Origin of the sequence: Nonomuraea cavernae (assembly GCF_040655715.1) — a bacterium.
Lineage (GTDB): Bacteria > Actinomycetota > Actinomycetes > Streptosporangiales > Streptosporangiaceae > Nonomuraea > Nonomuraea cavernae_A.
Genome location: NZ_JBFAKL010000007.1, coordinates 193,865 through 210,954 on the forward strand (window position 1 = coordinate 193,865; position 17,090 = coordinate 210,954).

At 71.3% G+C, this 17,090-nt stretch carries 16 protein-coding genes; 8 read left to right on the top strand and 8 right to left on the bottom strand.

Features of this window, described 5'->3' with window-relative positions; all coding sequences use genetic code 11:
- Window positions 1-113: 113 nt before the first annotated feature.
- Window positions 114-1,001, bottom strand: coding sequence for a cytochrome d ubiquinol oxidase subunit II (gene cydB, locus AB0I38_RS12975; protein WP_358466323.1), 888 nt, complete (start codon window positions 999-1,001; stop codon window positions 114-116).
- A 10-nt stretch (window positions 1,002-1,011) separates the two neighbouring features.
- A complete protein-coding gene (locus tag AB0I38_RS12980) occupies window positions 1,012-2,355 on the bottom strand; it encodes a cytochrome ubiquinol oxidase subunit I (RefSeq protein ID WP_358466325.1) in 1,344 nt (447 codons plus the stop codon).
- Window positions 2,356-2,621: 266 nt separating this feature from the next.
- On the opposite strand from AB0I38_RS12980, the gene AB0I38_RS12985 reads away from it, so the two are divergent.
- Together AB0I38_RS12985 and AB0I38_RS12990 are read left to right on the top strand one after the other, a co-directional pair.
- Window positions 2,622-3,380 (top strand): SRPBCC family protein, encoded by a 759-nt coding sequence (locus AB0I38_RS12985; RefSeq protein WP_358466327.1) that lies wholly within the window; start codon window positions 2,622-2,624, stop codon window positions 3,378-3,380.
- Between the two features lie 49 nt (window positions 3,381-3,429).
- Window positions 3,430-4,326: a hypothetical protein gene (locus AB0I38_RS12990; RefSeq protein ID WP_358466329.1), complete on the top strand. Its 897-nt coding sequence runs from the start codon at window positions 3,430-3,432 to the stop codon at window positions 4,324-4,326.
- A gap of 40 nt (window positions 4,327-4,366) precedes the next feature.
- On the opposite strand, the gene AB0I38_RS12995 is transcribed toward AB0I38_RS12990, so the two are convergent.
- Window positions 4,367-6,010, bottom strand: coding sequence for an OmpA family protein (locus AB0I38_RS12995; RefSeq protein WP_358466331.1), 1,644 nt, complete (start codon window positions 6,008-6,010; stop codon window positions 4,367-4,369).
- Between the two features lie 76 nt (window positions 6,011-6,086).
- On the bottom strand, window positions 6,087-6,716 hold the full coding sequence (locus AB0I38_RS13000) for a thymidine kinase (RefSeq protein ID WP_358466539.1): 630 nt from the start codon (window positions 6,714-6,716) through the stop codon (window positions 6,087-6,089).
- Between the two features lie 141 nt (window positions 6,717-6,857).
- Here AB0I38_RS13000 and AB0I38_RS13005 point away from each other — a divergent pair, with 141 nt between their 5' ends.
- From AB0I38_RS13005 to AB0I38_RS13015, 3 genes are read left to right on the top strand one after another with little or no spacing between them, the layout of a single operon-like run.
- A complete protein-coding gene (locus AB0I38_RS13005) occupies window positions 6,858-7,232 on the top strand; it encodes a hypothetical protein (RefSeq protein ID WP_358466333.1) in 375 nt (124 codons plus the stop codon).
- Between the two features lie 6 nt (window positions 7,233-7,238).
- Window positions 7,239-9,242: a hydantoinase/oxoprolinase family protein gene (locus AB0I38_RS13010; RefSeq protein ID WP_358466335.1), complete on the top strand. Its 2,004-nt coding sequence runs from the start codon at window positions 7,239-7,241 to the stop codon at window positions 9,240-9,242.
- Window positions 9,235-11,043: a hydantoinase B/oxoprolinase family protein gene (locus tag AB0I38_RS13015; protein WP_358466337.1), complete on the top strand. Its 1,809-nt coding sequence runs from the start codon at window positions 9,235-9,237 to the stop codon at window positions 11,041-11,043. The genes AB0I38_RS13010 and AB0I38_RS13015 overlap by 8 nt, the downstream gene beginning before the upstream one ends.
- A 13-nt stretch (window positions 11,044-11,056) precedes the next feature.
- Here the strand turns inward: AB0I38_RS13015 and AB0I38_RS13020 are convergent, their stop codons facing one another.
- Window positions 11,057-12,262: a hypothetical protein gene (locus AB0I38_RS13020; protein ID WP_358466339.1), complete on the bottom strand. Its 1,206-nt coding sequence runs from the start codon at window positions 12,260-12,262 to the stop codon at window positions 11,057-11,059.
- Between the two features lie 439 nt (window positions 12,263-12,701).
- On the opposite strand from AB0I38_RS13020, the gene AB0I38_RS13025 reads away from it, so the two are divergent.
- Window positions 12,702-12,848, top strand: coding sequence for a hypothetical protein (locus AB0I38_RS13025; RefSeq protein WP_189126487.1), 147 nt, complete (start codon window positions 12,702-12,704; stop codon window positions 12,846-12,848).
- A 69-nt stretch (window positions 12,849-12,917) separates the two neighbouring features.
- On the opposite strand, the gene AB0I38_RS13030 is transcribed toward AB0I38_RS13025, so the two are convergent.
- A complete protein-coding gene (locus tag AB0I38_RS13030; protein WP_358466342.1) occupies window positions 12,918-13,448 on the bottom strand; it encodes a uridine kinase family protein in 531 nt (176 codons plus the stop codon).
- 73 nt (window positions 13,449-13,521) lie between these two features.
- On the opposite strand from AB0I38_RS13030, the gene AB0I38_RS13035 reads away from it, so the two are divergent.
- Window positions 13,522-14,679, top strand: a complete 1,158-nt coding sequence (locus AB0I38_RS13035) for a CaiB/BaiF CoA transferase family protein (protein ID WP_358466541.1) — start codon at window positions 13,522-13,524, stop codon at window positions 14,677-14,679.
- Window positions 14,680-14,752: 73 nt separating this feature from the next.
- Window positions 14,753-16,240 (top strand): carboxyl transferase domain-containing protein, encoded by a 1,488-nt coding sequence (locus AB0I38_RS13040; protein WP_358466344.1) that lies wholly within the window; start codon window positions 14,753-14,755, stop codon window positions 16,238-16,240.
- A 9-nt stretch (window positions 16,241-16,249) separates the two neighbouring features.
- On the opposite strand, the gene AB0I38_RS13045 is transcribed toward AB0I38_RS13040, so the two are convergent.
- Window positions 16,250-16,645, bottom strand: coding sequence for a hypothetical protein (locus AB0I38_RS13045; RefSeq protein ID WP_358466345.1), 396 nt, complete (start codon window positions 16,643-16,645; stop codon window positions 16,250-16,252).
- Window positions 16,642-17,088 (bottom strand): hypothetical protein, encoded by a 447-nt coding sequence (locus AB0I38_RS13050; protein WP_358466347.1) that lies wholly within the window; start codon window positions 17,086-17,088, stop codon window positions 16,642-16,644. Before AB0I38_RS13050 ends, AB0I38_RS13045 begins: the two co-directional genes overlap by 4 nt.
- Window positions 17,089-17,090: the final 2 nt, after the last annotated feature.

A 17,090-nucleotide genomic window follows, 5' to 3' on the forward strand; every position in this document is an offset into this window, starting at 1 on the left:
ACGACGACGGCGGCCCAGAGCAGGTTGTGGATCCCGGAGAGCCGGTCTGGCTCGAGCTCCGGCGGGGTCGGCCGCCAGGGGCCGCCTGGCGATCCGCGCGCCGGGCGGGGACGCTACTTCGGCGCCACCGCCACCTGAACCCGCTTTCTGAACACCCAGTACGTCCACCCCTGGTAGACGAGGACGAACGGCAGCGCGATCAGCCCGATCCAGCTCAGCATGGTCAGCGTGTAGGGCCCGGAGGCCGCCTCGGCCAGCGTGAGACCGGGCAGTGGCGCCCCGCGGAGGTCGGCGAAGACCGACACCGAGGTCAGTACGATGGCCGCCGCCGTCGCGGTGAACGCCCAGCCCTCCCGGCGCCGCCAGATCAGCGCGGCCGCCGCGGCCAGCGAGCCCATGGCGACCAGGGCGGGCACTGAGTCGAGGCTCGACAGGGCCACCGCCGCCAGCGGCAGCACGACCGCGCTCGCGGTCAGGGCGACCAGCCGGGAGCGCCGGCGTACCTCGCCGTCGGTCTTGAGGGCGAGGAAGACGGCGCCGTGCAGCACGCACAGGCCCAGCGTGAACACCCCGCCCACCAGGGCGGCGACGGCGCTGTCGAACAGCAGGTCGGCGAAGATCGCACCCCACAGGAACGCGGGCAGCGCGCTGCCGATCACGATGCCGAGGTCGCACCAGGCCGGATAGGAGACCTTGGCCCGCCACTCCAGCCCGACGCCGCGCACGATCAGGCCGACCAGGATCAGCACGACCGGCAGGTAGAAGGCGCTGAACATGCCGGAGTACCAGGCAGGGAAGGCCGCGAACATGGCTCCCACGGCGGTGATCAGCCACACCTCGTTGCCGTCCCAGACCGGGCCGATCGTCTGCAGGCCCTGCCGGTGCTCGCCGTCGTTCGCGCTCACGAACGGCGACAGCAGCCCGACGCCGAAGTCGAAGCCTTCCAGTACGAAGTAGCCGGTCCACAGGAAGGCGATGATGACGAACCACAGGTCGATCACGGTCTCCACCTCAGTACATCAGCGACGGCTCGCGCCGCTCGGCCACGGCCGCGCGCTGCGGCTCCTCGGGGCCGTTGCGAACATGCCTGGTCAGGAGTACGGCCTCGGCCACCGCGAGCGTGCCGTACAGGAGCGTGAAGACCGCCAGTGAGATGGCCACCTCGGTCAGGCCGACGCCGGGGGAGACGCTCGCGGCGGTCAGCAGCTCGCCGGCGACCGTCCACGGCTGGCGGCCCACCTCGCTCAGCAGCCAGCCGGCGGTCACCGCCAGCAGCGGCAGCGGCAGGGCGAGCACGAACATCCGCGACAGCCAGTGGGGCATCGGCCGCCGGCGGCGGGTCAGCCACAGGCCGAGGACCGACAGGCCGACCGTGGCCAGCCCGAAGACGATCATCAGCCGGAAGGACCAGAACACCACGGCCTGGTCAGGCCGGTAGTCGCCGGGCCCGAACTCCTTCTCGAACCTCTGCTGCAGGTCCTCGGTGCCCTGCACGGTGGCGCCGAAGTCGCCGGTCGACAGGAAGCTGAGCACGCCGGGGATCTCGATGCCGGGCGCGATCGAGAACGGCGCGGCGGCGGTGTCGTGCCGCAGTCCCTCGGCGGAGGCCAGCTTCATCGGCTGCTGCTCGAACGCCAGCTTGGCCGACATGTCGCCGGTGCCCGCGACGACGAGCCCGGCGACCGCCGTCATGACCAGCGCGCCGCGAGCGGCGCCGCGCCACATGCCGTCCCTGGTCCGCAGCAGCCAGTAGCCGCACACGGCCAGCACGAACCCGCCCGCCACGATGAACGCCGAGGCCAGCACGTGGGGCACCTGGGCGAGCGCGGTGGAGTTGGTGAGCACGGCCCACAGGTCGGTCATCCTGGCCTTGCCGTCCACGACCTCGTAGCCCACGGGATGCTTCATCCAGGCGTTGGCCGCAAGGATGAAATATGCCGACAAATTGGACCCAATGACCGCCGCCCAGAGGCAGGCCAGGTGCACCCTCTTCGGCAGCCGGTCCCACCCGAAGATCCACAACCCGATGAACGTGGACTCCATGAAGAACGCCAGCAACGCCTCCATGGCGAGCGGCGCGCCGAACACGTCACCGACGAACGTGGAGTATTCGCTCCAGTTCATCCCGAACTGGAACTCCTGCACGATGCCCGTCACCACGCCCATGGCGAAGTTGATCAGGAACAGCTTCCCGAAGAACTTGGTCAGCCGGAGGTAGTGCTCCTTGCCGGTCCGGTGCCACGCGGTCTGCAGTCCGGCCACGAAGACGCCGAGCCCGATCGTCAACGGCACGAACAGGAAGTGATAAACGGTGGTCACCCCGAACTGCCACCGCGCGAGATCCAGCGCGTCCATTCCCCCACCCATCCCCCACCCGGCTGCTGAGCTCCCCAGGCCGTCGTCAGATCTACCTATTGTAGTACTACGTCTTGTAGAGCAATGCGATGCGACCTTGGTCACACATGCCTGCGTATCGGTGTTATCGAGCATGTCGCAGGAGGTCACGACGCCGCGTCACCCGGCGGGCTGATTCCCGGCTACCTCCCGCGGCGGACCTTTGATCGTCCATCTGGCAGGTGTTGCCCTTATCGCGGCGGTGAGCTCGTCCCTAGAGTGGCGATGTGAAAGTCGCAGGCAGCGCCGTGATCGGCGTCGAGAGAGATCGAGTGTGGGCCGCGCTCCAGGACCCGGCGGTGCTGGTGCGCACCATCCCGGGCTGCGAGCGCCTGGAGGAGAGCGGGCCCGACACGTACAGGATGACGGTCACCGCGGGGGTGGCCTCCATCAAGGGCCTCTACCAGGGTGAGGTGGCGCTGGCCGAGCCGCTCGCGCCGGAGCGCTTCGTGCTGCGGGCGCGCGGCCAGGGAGCTCCCGGCACGGTCGACGCCACCGTGCTGGTACGGCTCAGCGAGATCGACGGCGGGACCCGGGTCGACTACGACGCCGACGCGGTGATCGGCGGCATGATCGGCGGCGTGGGCCAGCGCATGCTCGGCTCGGTGGCCAAGAGGACGGCGGGGGAGTTCTTCGCCGCCGTCGAGGACCACCTGCGCGCCCCCGCCGCCGCGGAGCCCGCCGGGCTCGCGCTGGAGGGCGCGGGGCCCGCCGGGCTCGCGCGAGGCGAGGCGGCCACCCCGCCGGCCGTGGGCGCGGTGCCCGCCGTCCAAGAGCGGCCCGGCGGGTACGAGCCCGGCGTGTACGAGCGGTCCGGCGTCCAAGAGCGGCCCGGTGTGTACGAGCGGCCCGGCGTATCCGGTGGGCGCGAGCGGCAGGCCGGGACCCGGCCGTGGACGATGCTGGCCTCGTTCGGCATGGGCGCGGGGGTCGCGCTCGCCGGCGTGGTCGTGGGCTGGCTGCTCGGACGTGGCCGGGGTCGCTGACGTCCACCGGCTCTCGCGGAAAAGGATCTCCGGGCGTAGCGTTGACCGTATGCGGCAGGCACATGCTGAAGACGCTCGGACCGAGGCCAGACGAGTCGTACGCAACCTGCTGGGTGAGGAACGTCCGACGGCCGAGGCGTTGATCGCTGACGCGCGCCCGGTGCTCGGTGACGAGCGATCGGAGCGCTGCCTCAGCCTGGCGCTGGGCGCGTCGCTCACCAGGCGGTCGGCCGAGCTGGCGGCCATCGCCGCGCTGCTGGTCGGCACCCGCGAGCTGGGCGCGTCCTGGTGGCAGCAGCCCAGGGACGGCAAGTTGCCCCCGCCCGACGAGGTGCTGGAGACGTCCGTCGCGATCGAGCCGTGGACCGACCTCACCGCGCTGGAGATGCTGGCCGCGTGGATCTCCGACGACGCCGCAGACCAGCTCTGGGGCCGGCCGGTCGCCGAGGTCGACCTCAACTCCTGGCACGCCGAGGACCGCTTCGCGCTGCCGCCGGAGGTCAGGCCGGGCCAGCGGCTCGTCGTGCACTTCGACGCGGGCGGCCGGCTCGACGCGGTCGTCACGCGCCGCGCCGACGACGACCTGGGGTCCAATCTCGACTTCCACTCGCTGCGCTACTCCCGGCCGGCCGAGGCCCAGTGGAGCTGGGGGGTGGCCGCCGGGCTCGGGCCGCACCGGCTGCCCGGCGAGCGCCCCGACCCCTACGCCCGCGAGGTGGACGCGGACGCGGTCGGCATCCTGCGCGCCTGGGCGATGCGGCACGGCGCCACCCGCGAGCAGCTGGGGGAGCGGTGGCGGACCGTCGGCGACGTGGTGGCCGCGATCGAGCGGGTCGACTGGATGTGGCGCAGCGGCGAGTGGTTCGGCTGGTGGCGCGGCGCGTCGGCGCTGGTGGACGACTCGGCCTACCTGCCCTTCCGGCTGGAAGAGCTGGCAGCGGGCTGAGCCGTCCGGGTCTCAGCGGACGGGAGATCGGCGACCGGTCTCAGCGGATGGGGATGTCGGCGAGCGGCGGGAAGTCGGCGATGCGCACCCGGACCGTCGTGGCCTGCTCCGGCACGCCGATCAGCGCCCAGAACTCCTTGGTCTCCTGCGCGAGATGCTTCTCGACGGGGGTGCCGCCGGCCGTGCAGACGCAGTAGAGGCGGTCCCCCTGTCTCCCGTAGGCTCCCACCGGGCCGTACATGGTCTGGGTGGCGGGGTCGACCAGGTCCACGTTCGAGGATGCCCCGAAGCGACCGGACGCCGGCAGGCGCTCGTGTTTCCTGCTCAGCTCGTGGAGCCAGGTCGACTTGATCCCGTTGTTGGTGGTCCGGTAGGTCAGCACGCCGAGTCCGCCGCCGATCGTCCGGACGGGATCCACCTCGACGGTGAACGGCTGGCCGTCGACGTTGGTCGTGGCCGACGAGCCGGGACCGCCGGAGCTCAGGGGGACCGGCGTGCCGGTGGGGCCGGTCGCGCCCGAGGTCCGGGGCCGGTCGAAGGTCACGGTGACCCGCCGGTTCCTGCGCTGCCCGTCCTTGGTGTCGTTGGGGTACAGCGGTTCGCGGGAGCCGTGGCCCTCGGCGGTGAACCGCACACCCTCCCTGCTCACCAGGGACGTCAGCCGCGCGCGTACGGCCTGGGCGCGGCGCGTGGACAGGGGGTCGTTGACGGCGTCGTCGCCGGTGGCGTCCGCGTGCCCATCGATCTTCACGGTGCCCGCGTCGGAGGTGTCGATCGACGTCGCGGTGCGTTGCAGGATCTGCTGGGCCTTGGCCGACAGGTCGGCCTTGTTGACCTTGAACAGCACGTCCGAGGAGAGATTGATCCGCACGCGCTTGTCGTCGGTCGTGGTCTCCTGGCTCCGGTCCAGGCTGACCGAGGGGATCTCCATCGGGTACGAGAGCGGCGTGAGCTGATGGTCGGCCGGGTCGGGGATCTCCTGGCCGGGCGGCGGCACGGGCGGCTCGTCACTGATCGGGACGTTGACGATGGGCGGGGCGAACGGCAGGTACACCGTGGTGGAGGAGGCTCCACCGGCCGGCGCCGGCACCACGGCGTAGAGCGTGCGCGGCTTGCCGTACTCCAGCCCCGGGCCCTCGAAGTCGTTCTCGACCGTGCACAGGCAGGCGCCCTCGGGAGTGGCGGACGGCATCAGGATCCGGCTCTGGGCGACGTCGATCAACCCGAGCCCGGAGGCCATGTCGTCCTTGTCCTTGGTCATGTAGTCGTGGACATCGTGCCAGAGGTACCACTTCCGGCTGTCCGTGGTCTTGCTGAGCCGTACCTGGATCACCACGTGATCGGCGCCGAGCCGGTTGAGCCCCACGAGGTCGACGGCCACGTCCCGGATGCGCGCGTCCTCCGCGGTGGCCTTGACGGACGCGATGGCCACACGGGTGTCGGAGTGCGGGTCGGTGTACTCGGGGCTCGGCGCGGGCTCGTCTTCAGGAGGCGGCGGATCCTGGGGCGTGTCGCTCGAAGGCGGTGTGTCGCTCGAAGACGGCGTGGCCGCCGCGGACGGGAGGCGTTCGGAGGCGGACCGCTCCAGGGCGCCGCACCCGGCCAGAAGGGTGACGGCCCCGGCCAGCGACAGCGCGCTGATCCACCGGGAGCGCTTGACAGAGGTGATTCCTAAGGCGTCCATCAGATGGACATCTTGCCTCAGGAGCGCTTTTCGCGACGGAAATGGGCGAATTCGGGAGCGATGATCGCGGGTGCGGTCAGCCGGCCGAGCCCTCGCCGAGCAGGCCCGAGCGGTGGTGGCGCCGGCAGAGCACCTGGTAGCGCACCGGGGACGCGTCGGTGTCGCCGATCACGACCTGCTCGCCCGTCCGCACCAGCTCGCCGCCCACGATCCGGCCGTTCAGCTGCCCCGGCCGCCCGCACCAGCACAGCACCTCGACCTGCAGCCGGCACACCTCGTCGGCCAGCTCGAACAACCGCTGCGCCGCCGGGAACATCACCGACCTGAAGTCCGACGCCAGCCCGAAGGCGTACACGTCGACGCCGTGCTCGTCGACCAGGTCGGCCAGCTGCTCGATCTGCTCGACCGTGTAGAAGCAGGCCTCGTCACAGATCAGGTAGTCGATCCGATCGTGACCGGTGACCAAGCTCACCAGATCGAGGGAGTCCTCCACCTCGATCGCCTCCAGGCCGAGCCCGATCCTGCTGGTCAGCTTGGGCCCGCCCGACCTGTCGTGCTTGGTGAGCACCAGACCGCGCCTGCCCTGCCGGCCGTGGTTGTAGTTCATCTGCAGGGCGAGCGTGGACTTCCCGCAGTCCATGGGGCCGAAGTAGAACTTCAGCACGGCATCGCGGGCGCCGGACGGCACTGCTGACAAGGCGGACATCTCGATCACGGAGTGCCACCTTAGCGGTTCGCCTCGCGGGTGAGGTGGCCAGCGCGTCCAGTCACGGGCCGCTGCCGCAGCGGGTTGGCGTGTTCCCTGACCTCATGGGACATTTCTCCCCTGAAGCATCAGGAGGCAGGCGTGGTAACAGACAAGCCCCCCGCGGGGCTCGAAGCACTGATGACGCCCGACGACGTCACGGCGGCGCAGGGCGACGCCGCGCGCTGGCGCTACGGGTTCTACGTGGTGCTGACGGGCATCGTGGCGATCCTCGTGGCCTTCGGAGCCGCCGTCTTCGCCACCGGCGAGTTCGCGGCGCTGTTCGCCGGAGTGGCCGGAGTGGTGGGAACGATCATGGGGGCCTACTTCGGGGTACAGGCCGGCCAGTCGGGTAAGGCCAAGGTGGAGGCCGACCTGGCCCGATCCAACGAGCTCGTGGTCCGGCTCGCCGCCTACGTCGGCACGGCGAACGCGCCCCGCGTCATCGAAGAAGTGCTCGGCCGGCGCCGGAGCTGAGGAGTCATGCGTAGCGTCCGTATCGGAGTCGACACCGGAGGCACCTTCACCGACGTGGTGGCGGTGGACGAGCAGACCGGTGAGATCGTCACCACCAAGACCCCCTCCACGCCCGCCAACCCGGCGGACGGGTTCGTCGCGGGCATCGAGAAGCTGGGCGAGCTGGACGTCGGCTCGGTCGTCCACGGCACCACCGTGGCCACCAACCAGCTGCTCGAGGACCGGATCGCCGACCTCGGGTTCATCACCACCGAGGGTTTCGAGTTCATCCTGGAGATCGCCAGGCAGAGCGTGCCCGACGGCTACGGCAACTCCTACTTCTGGGTCAAACCGCCCAGGATCGTGCCCGTGCACCTGGTGAAGACCGTCGGCGGGCGGCTCGACCACCTGGGCGCCGAGGTGCGGCCGTTCGCCGAGGACCAGGCCGTCGAGGTGGCCCGCTGGTTCCGGGCCAGGGGCATCACCGCGATCGGCGTGTGCTTCCTGCACTCCTACGCCAATCCCGAGCACGAGCGCCGCATGCGCGACGTGCTGGCCCGCGAGCATCCCGAGGCCGTGGTCTCGATCTCCAGCGACGTGCTGCGCGAATACCGCGAGTACGAGCGGTCGGTCACCACGCTCGTCGACGCCGCGGTCAAGCCGGCCATGCGCCGCTACCTCGCCAACCTGTCCGGGCGGCTCGGCATCCCGTTCTCGGTGATGAAGTCCAACGGCGGGGTGCTGTCGGCGCGCGAGGTGGTCGACCAGCCGATCACCACCGTGCTGTCGGGACCCGCCGCGGGCGCCCTCGGCGCCGCGCTCATCGCGTCCACGGCCGGGCACCCGTCGGTGATCACGCTCGACGGCGGCGGCACCTCCACCGACGTCGCCGTGGTGATCGACGGCGAGCCCTCGATCACCACCGAGGGCTCCGTCGGCCGCTACCCGTGCAAGATCCCGATGATCGACATCGTGACCGTCGGCGCGGGCGGCGGCTCGATCGCCTGGATCTCGCCCGAGGGCACGCTGAAGGTGGGGCCCAAGTCGGCGGGCGCCGACCCCGGCCCCCTCTGCTACGGCAGGGGCGGCACCGAGGTGACGGTCACCGACGCGCACGTCTTCCTCGGCCGCATCCCGCCCCACCTGCTCGGCGGGGAGATCCCGCTCGACGCCGGCGCCGCGCGGACCGGCATCGAGGCGCTGGCCGACAAGCTCGGCCTCGGCGCCGAGCGCACCGCGACCGGCATCCTGGAGATCAGCGCGTTCAACCAGAGCAACGCGATCCGCCAGCTGACCGTCAAGCGCGGGCTCGACGTACGTGACTTCCCGCTGGTGACGTTCGGCGGGTCCGGGCCGCTGCTGGCCTGCCGGCTGATCGACATCCTCGGGCTGCCCGCCGTGGTCGTGCCGCCCGACCCGGGCAACGTCTCCGCGTTCGGCCTGCTCACCGTGGACGTCAAGAACGACTACGTGCGTACGCACGTCACCCGCGATCTGTCCCTGGCCACCGCCGCCCGGATCTACGGCGAGCTGGAGGGCGAGGCCGCCGAGGCGCTCGACCGTGAGGGCTTCGACGACCCGGTCTACGCCCGCAGCGCCGACCTGCGTTACTACGGGCAGGCCTACGAGGTGCGGGTGCCGGCTCCGGCGGGCCCGCTCGACGAGGACTGGCGGGAGCGGGTGCTCCAGCACTTCCACGACGCCCACGAGAAGCTGTACGGCTACGCCTACCGAGCCGACCCCCGGCACCAGGTCGAGTGGGTCAACCTGCGGGTCTCCGGCATCGGGCCCATCACCCGCCCGGCGATCCGGCGCAGGCCGCACCAGAAGGTGGAGGCGGCGGCGGTGCGCAGGCAGGTGCACTTCGATGAGCCGTGCGACACCCCGATCCACCAGCGGGCCGCGCTCGACCCCGGCGCGGTGGTCGAGGGTCCGGCGGTGATCGAGGAGTACGGCTCGACCATCCCCATCCACCCAGGTTTCACCGCGACGGTGGACGAGTACGGCAACGTGGAGGTGCGGCGTGGCTGACCCGATCCTCGCCGAGATCGTCGAAGGCACGCTGGCCTCGGTGGAGAAGGAGGTCGAGACCGCGATCGCGCGCACCGCGCGGTCGCCGATGATCCGCGACGCCCACGACTTCCGGGCCGGCATCCACGACGCCCGGCTGCGCAAGCTGACCGGCCGCTCCTACAGCGCGCTCGTCCAGCCGGTGGTCCGCGACTTCCCGATCGACATGATGAAGCCCGGCGACGTCTACTTCCACAACGACGTCTACCTGTCCGAGGGCGGCATCGGCCATCTGCCCGATCTGTGCGTCACGGTCCCGGTCTTCCACGAGGGGGTCGTGGTGGCGTTCGTGCAGGCGTTCGGCCACCACGACGACATCGGCGGATCGGTGCCCGGCTCGATGCCCTCGCACGCGCGCAGCGTGTTCGAGGAGGGCCTGATGGTCCCGCCGATCAAGCTGTGGGACGAGGGCGTGCCCAACGAGGCCGCGCTGCGCATCATGACGCGCAACTCACGGATGCCCGACTCGCTGGCGGGCGACCTCGACGCCGAGTGCTCGGCCTGCCTGATGGGCGCGCGCCGGCTCGGCGAGCTCTTCGAGAGGTACGGCAGGGCCGCCGTCGAGGAGTGCTTCGACGCGATCATCGAGCAGACCACGCGGACGTTCCGCCGTGAGCTGCTGGCCAAGATCCCCGAGGGCACCTACACCTGGGAGGACTACGCCGAGCACGACGGCGTCGACGAGCCCCGGCTGCACACGCAACGCATCACGCTGACGGTCGACCAGAACGCCGAAGCGCCGCTGACGATCGACTTCACCGGCACGTCGCCGCAGGCCAAGGGGCCGATCAATCACGCGGGCGACTACGCCGACGGCGTGTTCCTGAAGAAGTGGCTGGCGCCGATCCTGCGCAACCTGGCCGACACCCCCGAGCGGATGGCCGAGCTGGACGTCAACGAGGGCGTCGTCCCCCTGATCAAGATGATCTTCCCGGAGAAGGGCACGCTGCTCACCCCGGTCTTCCCGGCCCCCACCAATGCCCGGACCTTCGTCATCCTGCGTCTGCTGGGCGTGCTCGCGGGCGTGCTGGCCAAGGCCACCGGCGGTCGTATGCCCGCCGACCAGGAGACCATCCGCTACACCGGCGTCTACGGCACCGACGCCGAAGGCCGGTCCTACCTGATGCGCGAGGTGCTCGGCGGCGGCTCCGGCGGGCGCTGGTACGCCGACGGCGAGGACACCATCCACGTGGTGCCCGACTCGCGCAACATCCCGGTCGAGTTCGCCGAGGCGCGCTGGCCGTTCCGGGTGGAGCGGCTGGCCCTGGCCTGCGACTCCGGCGGGCCGGGGATGTTCCGGGGCGGGCTCGGCTACGACAAGCACATCCGGATGCTGCGCGACGCCTCGTACATGTCGATCGCCGACCGGTCGATCCTGTCGTGCTGGGGCGTCAACGGCGGCCTGGCCGGCCGGCCGTTCCGGGTGGAGATCGCGGGCAAGGAGATGGAGGGCCTGGTGGACGACCACCAGGTGCAGGCCGGCGAGGTCATCCGCATCCGCACCACCGGGGGCGGCGGCTGGGGCTCGCCGTACGACCGAGACCCGCGCGCGGTGGCCGCCGACGTCCGCGACGGCAAGGTCTCCATCGCGGGCGCCCTGGGCGACTACGGAGTGGTGCTCGACGGCGACCGCATCGACGAGCAGGGCACCGCCGAGCTCCGCGCCAACCTGCGCCCGGCGACGGGCCGCTTCTTCGACCGCGGCCCCGGCTATCCCAAGCTCTCCGGTGGCCGCACGCACGCCGAGGTGGACGAGCTGTAAGACGCGGGCGGCATCAGAGGGTGAGGCGATAGAGGGTGAGCGGCCGCCCGCTCGAGCCGCTGGTGAGGTTGCCCGTGCGTTCGGCCAGCCCTGCCAGCTCCAGCCGGTGCAGCATGCGCCGGGCGGTGCGCTGCTGCACGTCGAGGCGGCCGGCGATCTCCCGGGTGGTCAGCGGCATGTCGCCGACGGCGGCCCGTGCCTCCAGCAGCTTCTCCAGGGTCGGCACCGACAGACCTACACGGCGCGCGATGACCGAGAGGTTCTGCTGTCCGGCCGGGCCGGTCGCGACCGGCTCCAGCACGATGTCGGTGTTGGCCCGCAGGGACAGGACCGCCGCCACGTCGCCGATGCGGCGGGCCTTGGCCAGGGCGCGCCGGGCCAGACTTTCCGCCTCTGCGGCGCTGCGCCCTAGGCCGAAGCCGACGCGGACCAGCTGATTGTGGTCCGCGAGCCGGGTCAGCATGGGCAGGCCGGTGAAGCCTCCCGTGGCCCTGTACAGCGGGCCACGGGTCGTCACCAGCAGGTGTGTGCCGCCGCGGAAGGCCGCGATGGTGCCGCCCAGCGCGGTCGCCTCGCGCAGCAGGCCCTCCTCGCTGGCCACCTCGATCAGCCCGAGCGTGATCTGCGCATCCTGCTGCGCCTGCCCCTCGGCCGTCAGCAGCAGCTGGCGCAGCGCCACTCGCACCGAATGGACCGCCGGCACCAAGCGCAGTACCCGCATGTCGCCGCGGAGAGCCTCGTGGACCGAGCCGAGGCAGGTGATCACGGGATGGCCCGGGGCGCGGCGATGGAAGGCGATCACCTTCTCGGGCGTCATTTCCGGCCGGTACGGCAGCGTGCGCAGGGTTCCGGTCGGCAGCCCGGCCTCGGCGAACGCCGCCGTCACCTCGGCCGCCGGCAGTGTGTCGATCGACAGGCGGGTCACGTCCTGGCCTTCGTGCTGGAGCCGTACCAGGGCGCTGAGCAATGTGGCGCCCGAGTAGTCGAGGAACGCGGCGGGACGGGTTAGCGCGCCGACGTTCCGGGCCAGGGTGTACGGGACGACGCCGGTGAACAGCCACCCCTCGACGGCGGAGGCGTGTGCCTCGACGATCGCCGGCGTCTGCGACTCATGGTCGTAGTCCAGACGGAGAGTGCTGACCCCCGATTGTTCCTCGCATGTGGCCGCCACGTCGTCGACCAGATCGTGCGGACCGACGACTCCGATGACGACTGCCACCCACGCCTCCCTCTTCCGCCTGCTCCGAACCTGATCGCGATCAGCCTCTTGGTGGATGCGATCCCTCGCCGTTCGGGTACCCGGCCCTCTCCATCCATGGACGTATCGTTGATCGTGGCGGGTGAGCCGGAGCCCGGATGCGACCATCATGGTGGTCGATCAAGGACATCTATGGCCCATCTTGGCGCAGAATCGCCGCGTCTGTCTTCGTGACTGCCTCCTGAGAGCGGCCACACGACTTGATCTACTTAGTAAAGGTGCTGGTTCTGGACATGCTGACGCACCGTGAACGACTGCCTGGGCTCCTGGGCTTCAACGACATCGCCCACCTGCGCTAGCCCACAATTCGGCACACATCATCGATCATCACGTCTGAACCTCGTGATCACGGGTAGCGCTGTGCCACCACACCCGTAACAACCGACGGACGGAAGCCAGCATGATCACCCTCATCCTGCTCATCTTCGCCCTGGCCTGCTTCGTCCTGGCCGCCTTCAACGTGGGCGGGGGCCGCGTCAATCTCATCGCCCTCGGCCTCGCCCTCTGGGTGCTGACCGAGCTCATCCCCCACTTCGGCGACCTGTAGCAGCGGGCCGGGCTCCGCCGCCGTCCTCGCCGGGGACGGCGGCGGCCCATCCCGGGTTCTCGTGACGAATCAGCCGATGACGACGAGATCGGCCCGATCCCGGGTGCCGTCGTCGGCGAACCACTTCCGCTCGGCCGCGAACCAGGCGTCCCATCGGGGCGCGAACTCGGGGCCGTCGCGATCGATCACCCGGCGCAGGCGCACCGGCTCGGGCGCCTCCACCCAGACGGTGTACGCCAGCAGATGCGCCGCCGACCTCCGGGCCGTTCCGACGCCTTCGACGACGAGCGCCGGGGCGACCGGCACCTCGACGAGCGGCCCGTATTCACCACGCACCCAGTCGTAGCGGCGGAAGGCGCCGGGCAGGCCCCGCCGGAGCGGCTGGAGCACCTGCTCCTGGAGGGCGTCGAACCACGGACCGGGTCCCTCGTCCCAGGGCACGGGGAAGTCATCGCTGTGCACGACCTGGCAGCCGAGGGCCGCCGCGAGGCCGTCCGCGAACGTCGTCTTGCCGGACCCCGCGGGCCCGTCGACGGCCACCAGCCGGACCGGACCGCATGACGGTTCCAGTTCCCGGATCTGGCGGGCCAGTGATTGCACGGACCCAGGGTAGGTGAGTTATGGGGTTAGGGGAGAGAATGTGCTCCCGCACCGGATCAAGCTGGAGGTCGATTTGCCCGGACCCCTCGATGACATCGTCGTGCTGGACCTGTCCAGGGCGCTGGCCGGCCCCCATGCCGCGCAGATGCTGGGAGATCTCGGCGCGCGGGTGATCAAGGTCGAGCATCCTGCCGGGGGTGACGAGTCGCGAGGCTGGGGCCCGCCCTTCGTAGGACCGGATCACGATATTTCCACCTATTTTCTGGCGGCCAACCGCAACAAGCAGTCCATCGCCGTCGACCTGAAGACGCCCGACGGCAAGGCGCTCATCGAGCGGCTGGTACGCCAGAGCGACGTGCTGATCGAGAACTTCCGCACCGGCGTCCTCGACCGGCTCGGCTTCCCGGTCGAGCGCCTGCACGAGCTCAACCCGCGCCTCGTCGTCCTGTCGATCACCGGGTTCGGCCACGACGGTCCCGAGGGCGGGCGGCCCGGCTACGACCAGATCGCCCAGGGCGAGGCCGGCCTCATGTCGCTGACCGGCCCGTCGGCCGACGAGCCGTACCGGGTGGGCGCCTCGATCGCCGACCTGCTGGCCGGCATCCACGGCGCGTACGGGGTGACGGCGGCGCTGTACGAGCGACAGCGCACGGGCAAGGGCCGGGTGGTGCGCACGTCGCTGCTCGCCGCGGTGACGGGCGTGCACTCCTACCACGGCACCGCCTGGACCGTGGGCGGGCAGGTGCCGGTCGCGGGAGGCAACCACCACGCCTCGATCGCCCCCTATGGGGCGTTCCACTGCGCCGACGGCATGCTGCAGATCGCCGTGGCCAACGACGTGCAGTGGCGGAAGGTGGCCACGCTGCTCGGCATCGATCCCGGCCGGCCGAGATACGCGACCAACCGTGACAGGTTCGCGCACCGCGACGAGCTGATCAGCGACATGGAGAAGGCCCTGGTGGCGCACGACCGCGCCCACTGGCTGGCCCGCCTCGCCGAGGAGGGAGTGCCCGCAGGGGCGATCCGCTCGCTCGACGAGGTCTACTCCTGGGATCAGACCCGCTCCCAGGGGCTGGTCGTCGAGGTCGACCATCCGGTGCTCGGCCGCATCGAGCTGCCGGGGCCGCCGCTGCGCTTCGACGGCCTCGACGACGCGGAGCACACCGCGCCGCCCGCGCTCGGCCAGGACGAGGACGCGGTGCTCAGCTGGCTGGGAGAGCGCGAGACGTGATCCGGACATTGCGCTACCGGCCGGTACATTCGTGCGTCACCATGGCAGCATCGGCCGACACGAGGGAGCAGCGGTGACGCGTCCGGACGCACGCACACTGATCGAAACGGTTCTCGACCGGGGATCGTGGACATCGTGGGACGTGCCCCCGGTCGATCCGGCGGCACCCGGTTCCTCCTACGCCGAGGAGCTGGCCGCGGCCCGGGCCAAGTCGGGCTACGACGAGTCGGTCATCACCGGTGAGGGGCTGCTCGCCGGGCGCCGGGTCGCGGTGCTGGCCAGCGAGTTCTCGTTCATGGCCGGGTCGATCGGGAGCGCGGCGGCCGAGCGGATCACCTCGGCGGTCGAGCGGGCCGCCCGCGAGCGCCTGCCGCTGCTGGCCGCGCCCGCCTCGGGCGGCACCAGGATGCAGGAGGGCGCGCTGGCGTTCGTGCAGATGGTGAAGATCACCGCGGCGGTGCAGGCGCATCGCGCGGCCGGTCTGCCGCACGTGGTCTACCTGCGGCATCCGACGACGGGCGGGGTGCTCGCCTCGTGGGGGTCGCTCGGGCACGTCACGGCCGCGGAGCCGGGCGCGCTGGTCGGGTTCCTCGGGCCGAGGGTGTTCGAGGCGCTGTACGGCTACCCGTTCCCCGAGGGGGTGCAGGTGGCGGAGAACCTCTACCGGCACGGGCTGGTCGACGCGGTGGTGTCGGCCGACGACGTGCGCGAGGTGGCGATCCGGGCGCTGGCCGTGCTGTGCGCCGACAGGACGGCCCTGGAGCCGGGGCTGCCGCCGGAGGAGGACCTGCGTCCGGTGGAGGCGTGGGAGGCGATCAGCCGGTCGCGCCGCGATGACCGGCCCGGCGTGCGCGGGGTGCTCAAGCTGGCCGCCACCGACGTGACCCCGCTCAACGGCACCGGCGCGGGCGAGAACGAGCCGGGCCTGCTGCTGGCGCTGGCGCGGTTCGGCGCCGCGCCCGCCGTGGTGCTCGGCCAGGACCGGCTCGGCCAGCGCTCCCGTTCGCCGCTCGGCCCGGCCGGGCTGCGCGTGGCCCGGCGCGGCATGCGGCTGGCCGCCGAGCTGGGGCTGCCCCTGGTCACCGTGATCGACACGGCCGGGGCGGCACTGTCGAAGGCGGCCGAGGAGGGCGGCCTGGCGGGGGAGATCGCCCGTTGCCTGGCCGACATGGTGAGCCTGGACGCGCCCACCGTCGCGCTGCTGCTCGGCGAGGGCGCCGGTGGCGCCGCGCTGGCGCTGTTGCCCGCCGACCGGGTGCTGTGCGCGCAGCACGCCTGGCTGGCGCCGCTGCCGCCGGAGGGCGCCTCGGCGATTCTCTACCGCTCGGTCGACTTCGCGCCGGAGATCGCCCAGGCCCAGCGGGTACGCGCCACCGACCTGCGCGCCGCCGGGATCGTCGACCGGGTCATCCCCGAGTTGCCCGACGCCGCCTACGAGCATCGGGCGTTCTGCGAGCGGGTGGGGCGGGCGCTGGAGCACGAGCTCGCGCTGCTGCTCGCCCGGCCGCCGGCCGACCGGCTCACCGCCCGCCTGGCCCGCTATCGCCACCTGGGTGGCTGACCGGGCGGGTCAGGAAATCGGGATCCGCTCCACCTGGATGGAGAAGACCTCCTCGCGGGGCACCACGACCTCGTAGGCGCCGTGGTCGACCATCCAGTAGCCGAGTGTCTCGGCCTTCATGCCGCTGTGCCCGGTGTAGGCGATGTGCAGACCGTCATCGTCCTCGTCGAGGACGATGCACGGCTCGCCGCCGAACACCCCGACGGTGCGGACCAGCACCAGCCACTCCAGCTCGTCGCGGCGGACCTGGCGCCGCCAGTAGCCGGACGCCGCCTCGAACCCGTCGAGCTCCTCCTCGCTGAACAGCATGACCTGGTCGCTGTCGGGGCCCAGCGCGGCCGGCAGCGTGCGCTCGCCGAAGCGGGCGACGAAGCCGGAGGCCACGGGGGTGATCTCGGTACTCATGCGGCGGGCCGCCAGGTCAGACCGTCGTAGTCCGCGAAGCGCCGCTCGTCGCCGCCGATCAGGTGCACGATCTCGGCGCCCGCCGGGATCGGCATGGGCATGGTGTGGAACTGCGGCACCACGTGCGTGGACGAGGTGGTGAACCCGTTGCCGGCGAAGGGCGGCGCGTCGCTCCAGTCACCGCCCATGTGGGGACCGTACGGGACCGCGTAGGTGTCGACGTCGCGGGCGTGCCACCGCATGATGTAGAGCTCGGGCACGCCGGCTGTCAGCTCGGACCCGTCGAATACCAGGTCGAGCCCGTGGAAGTAGTCTCCGGGCGTGGTCAGCCGCGAACAGTCCTGGACGCGGTAGACGTAGCCGGAGATGACCGTGCGTTTGCCCGACAGGTAGGGGACGAGCAGACGCGGCGGGACCACCTTCTGCATCTGCGTTCTGCTCACTG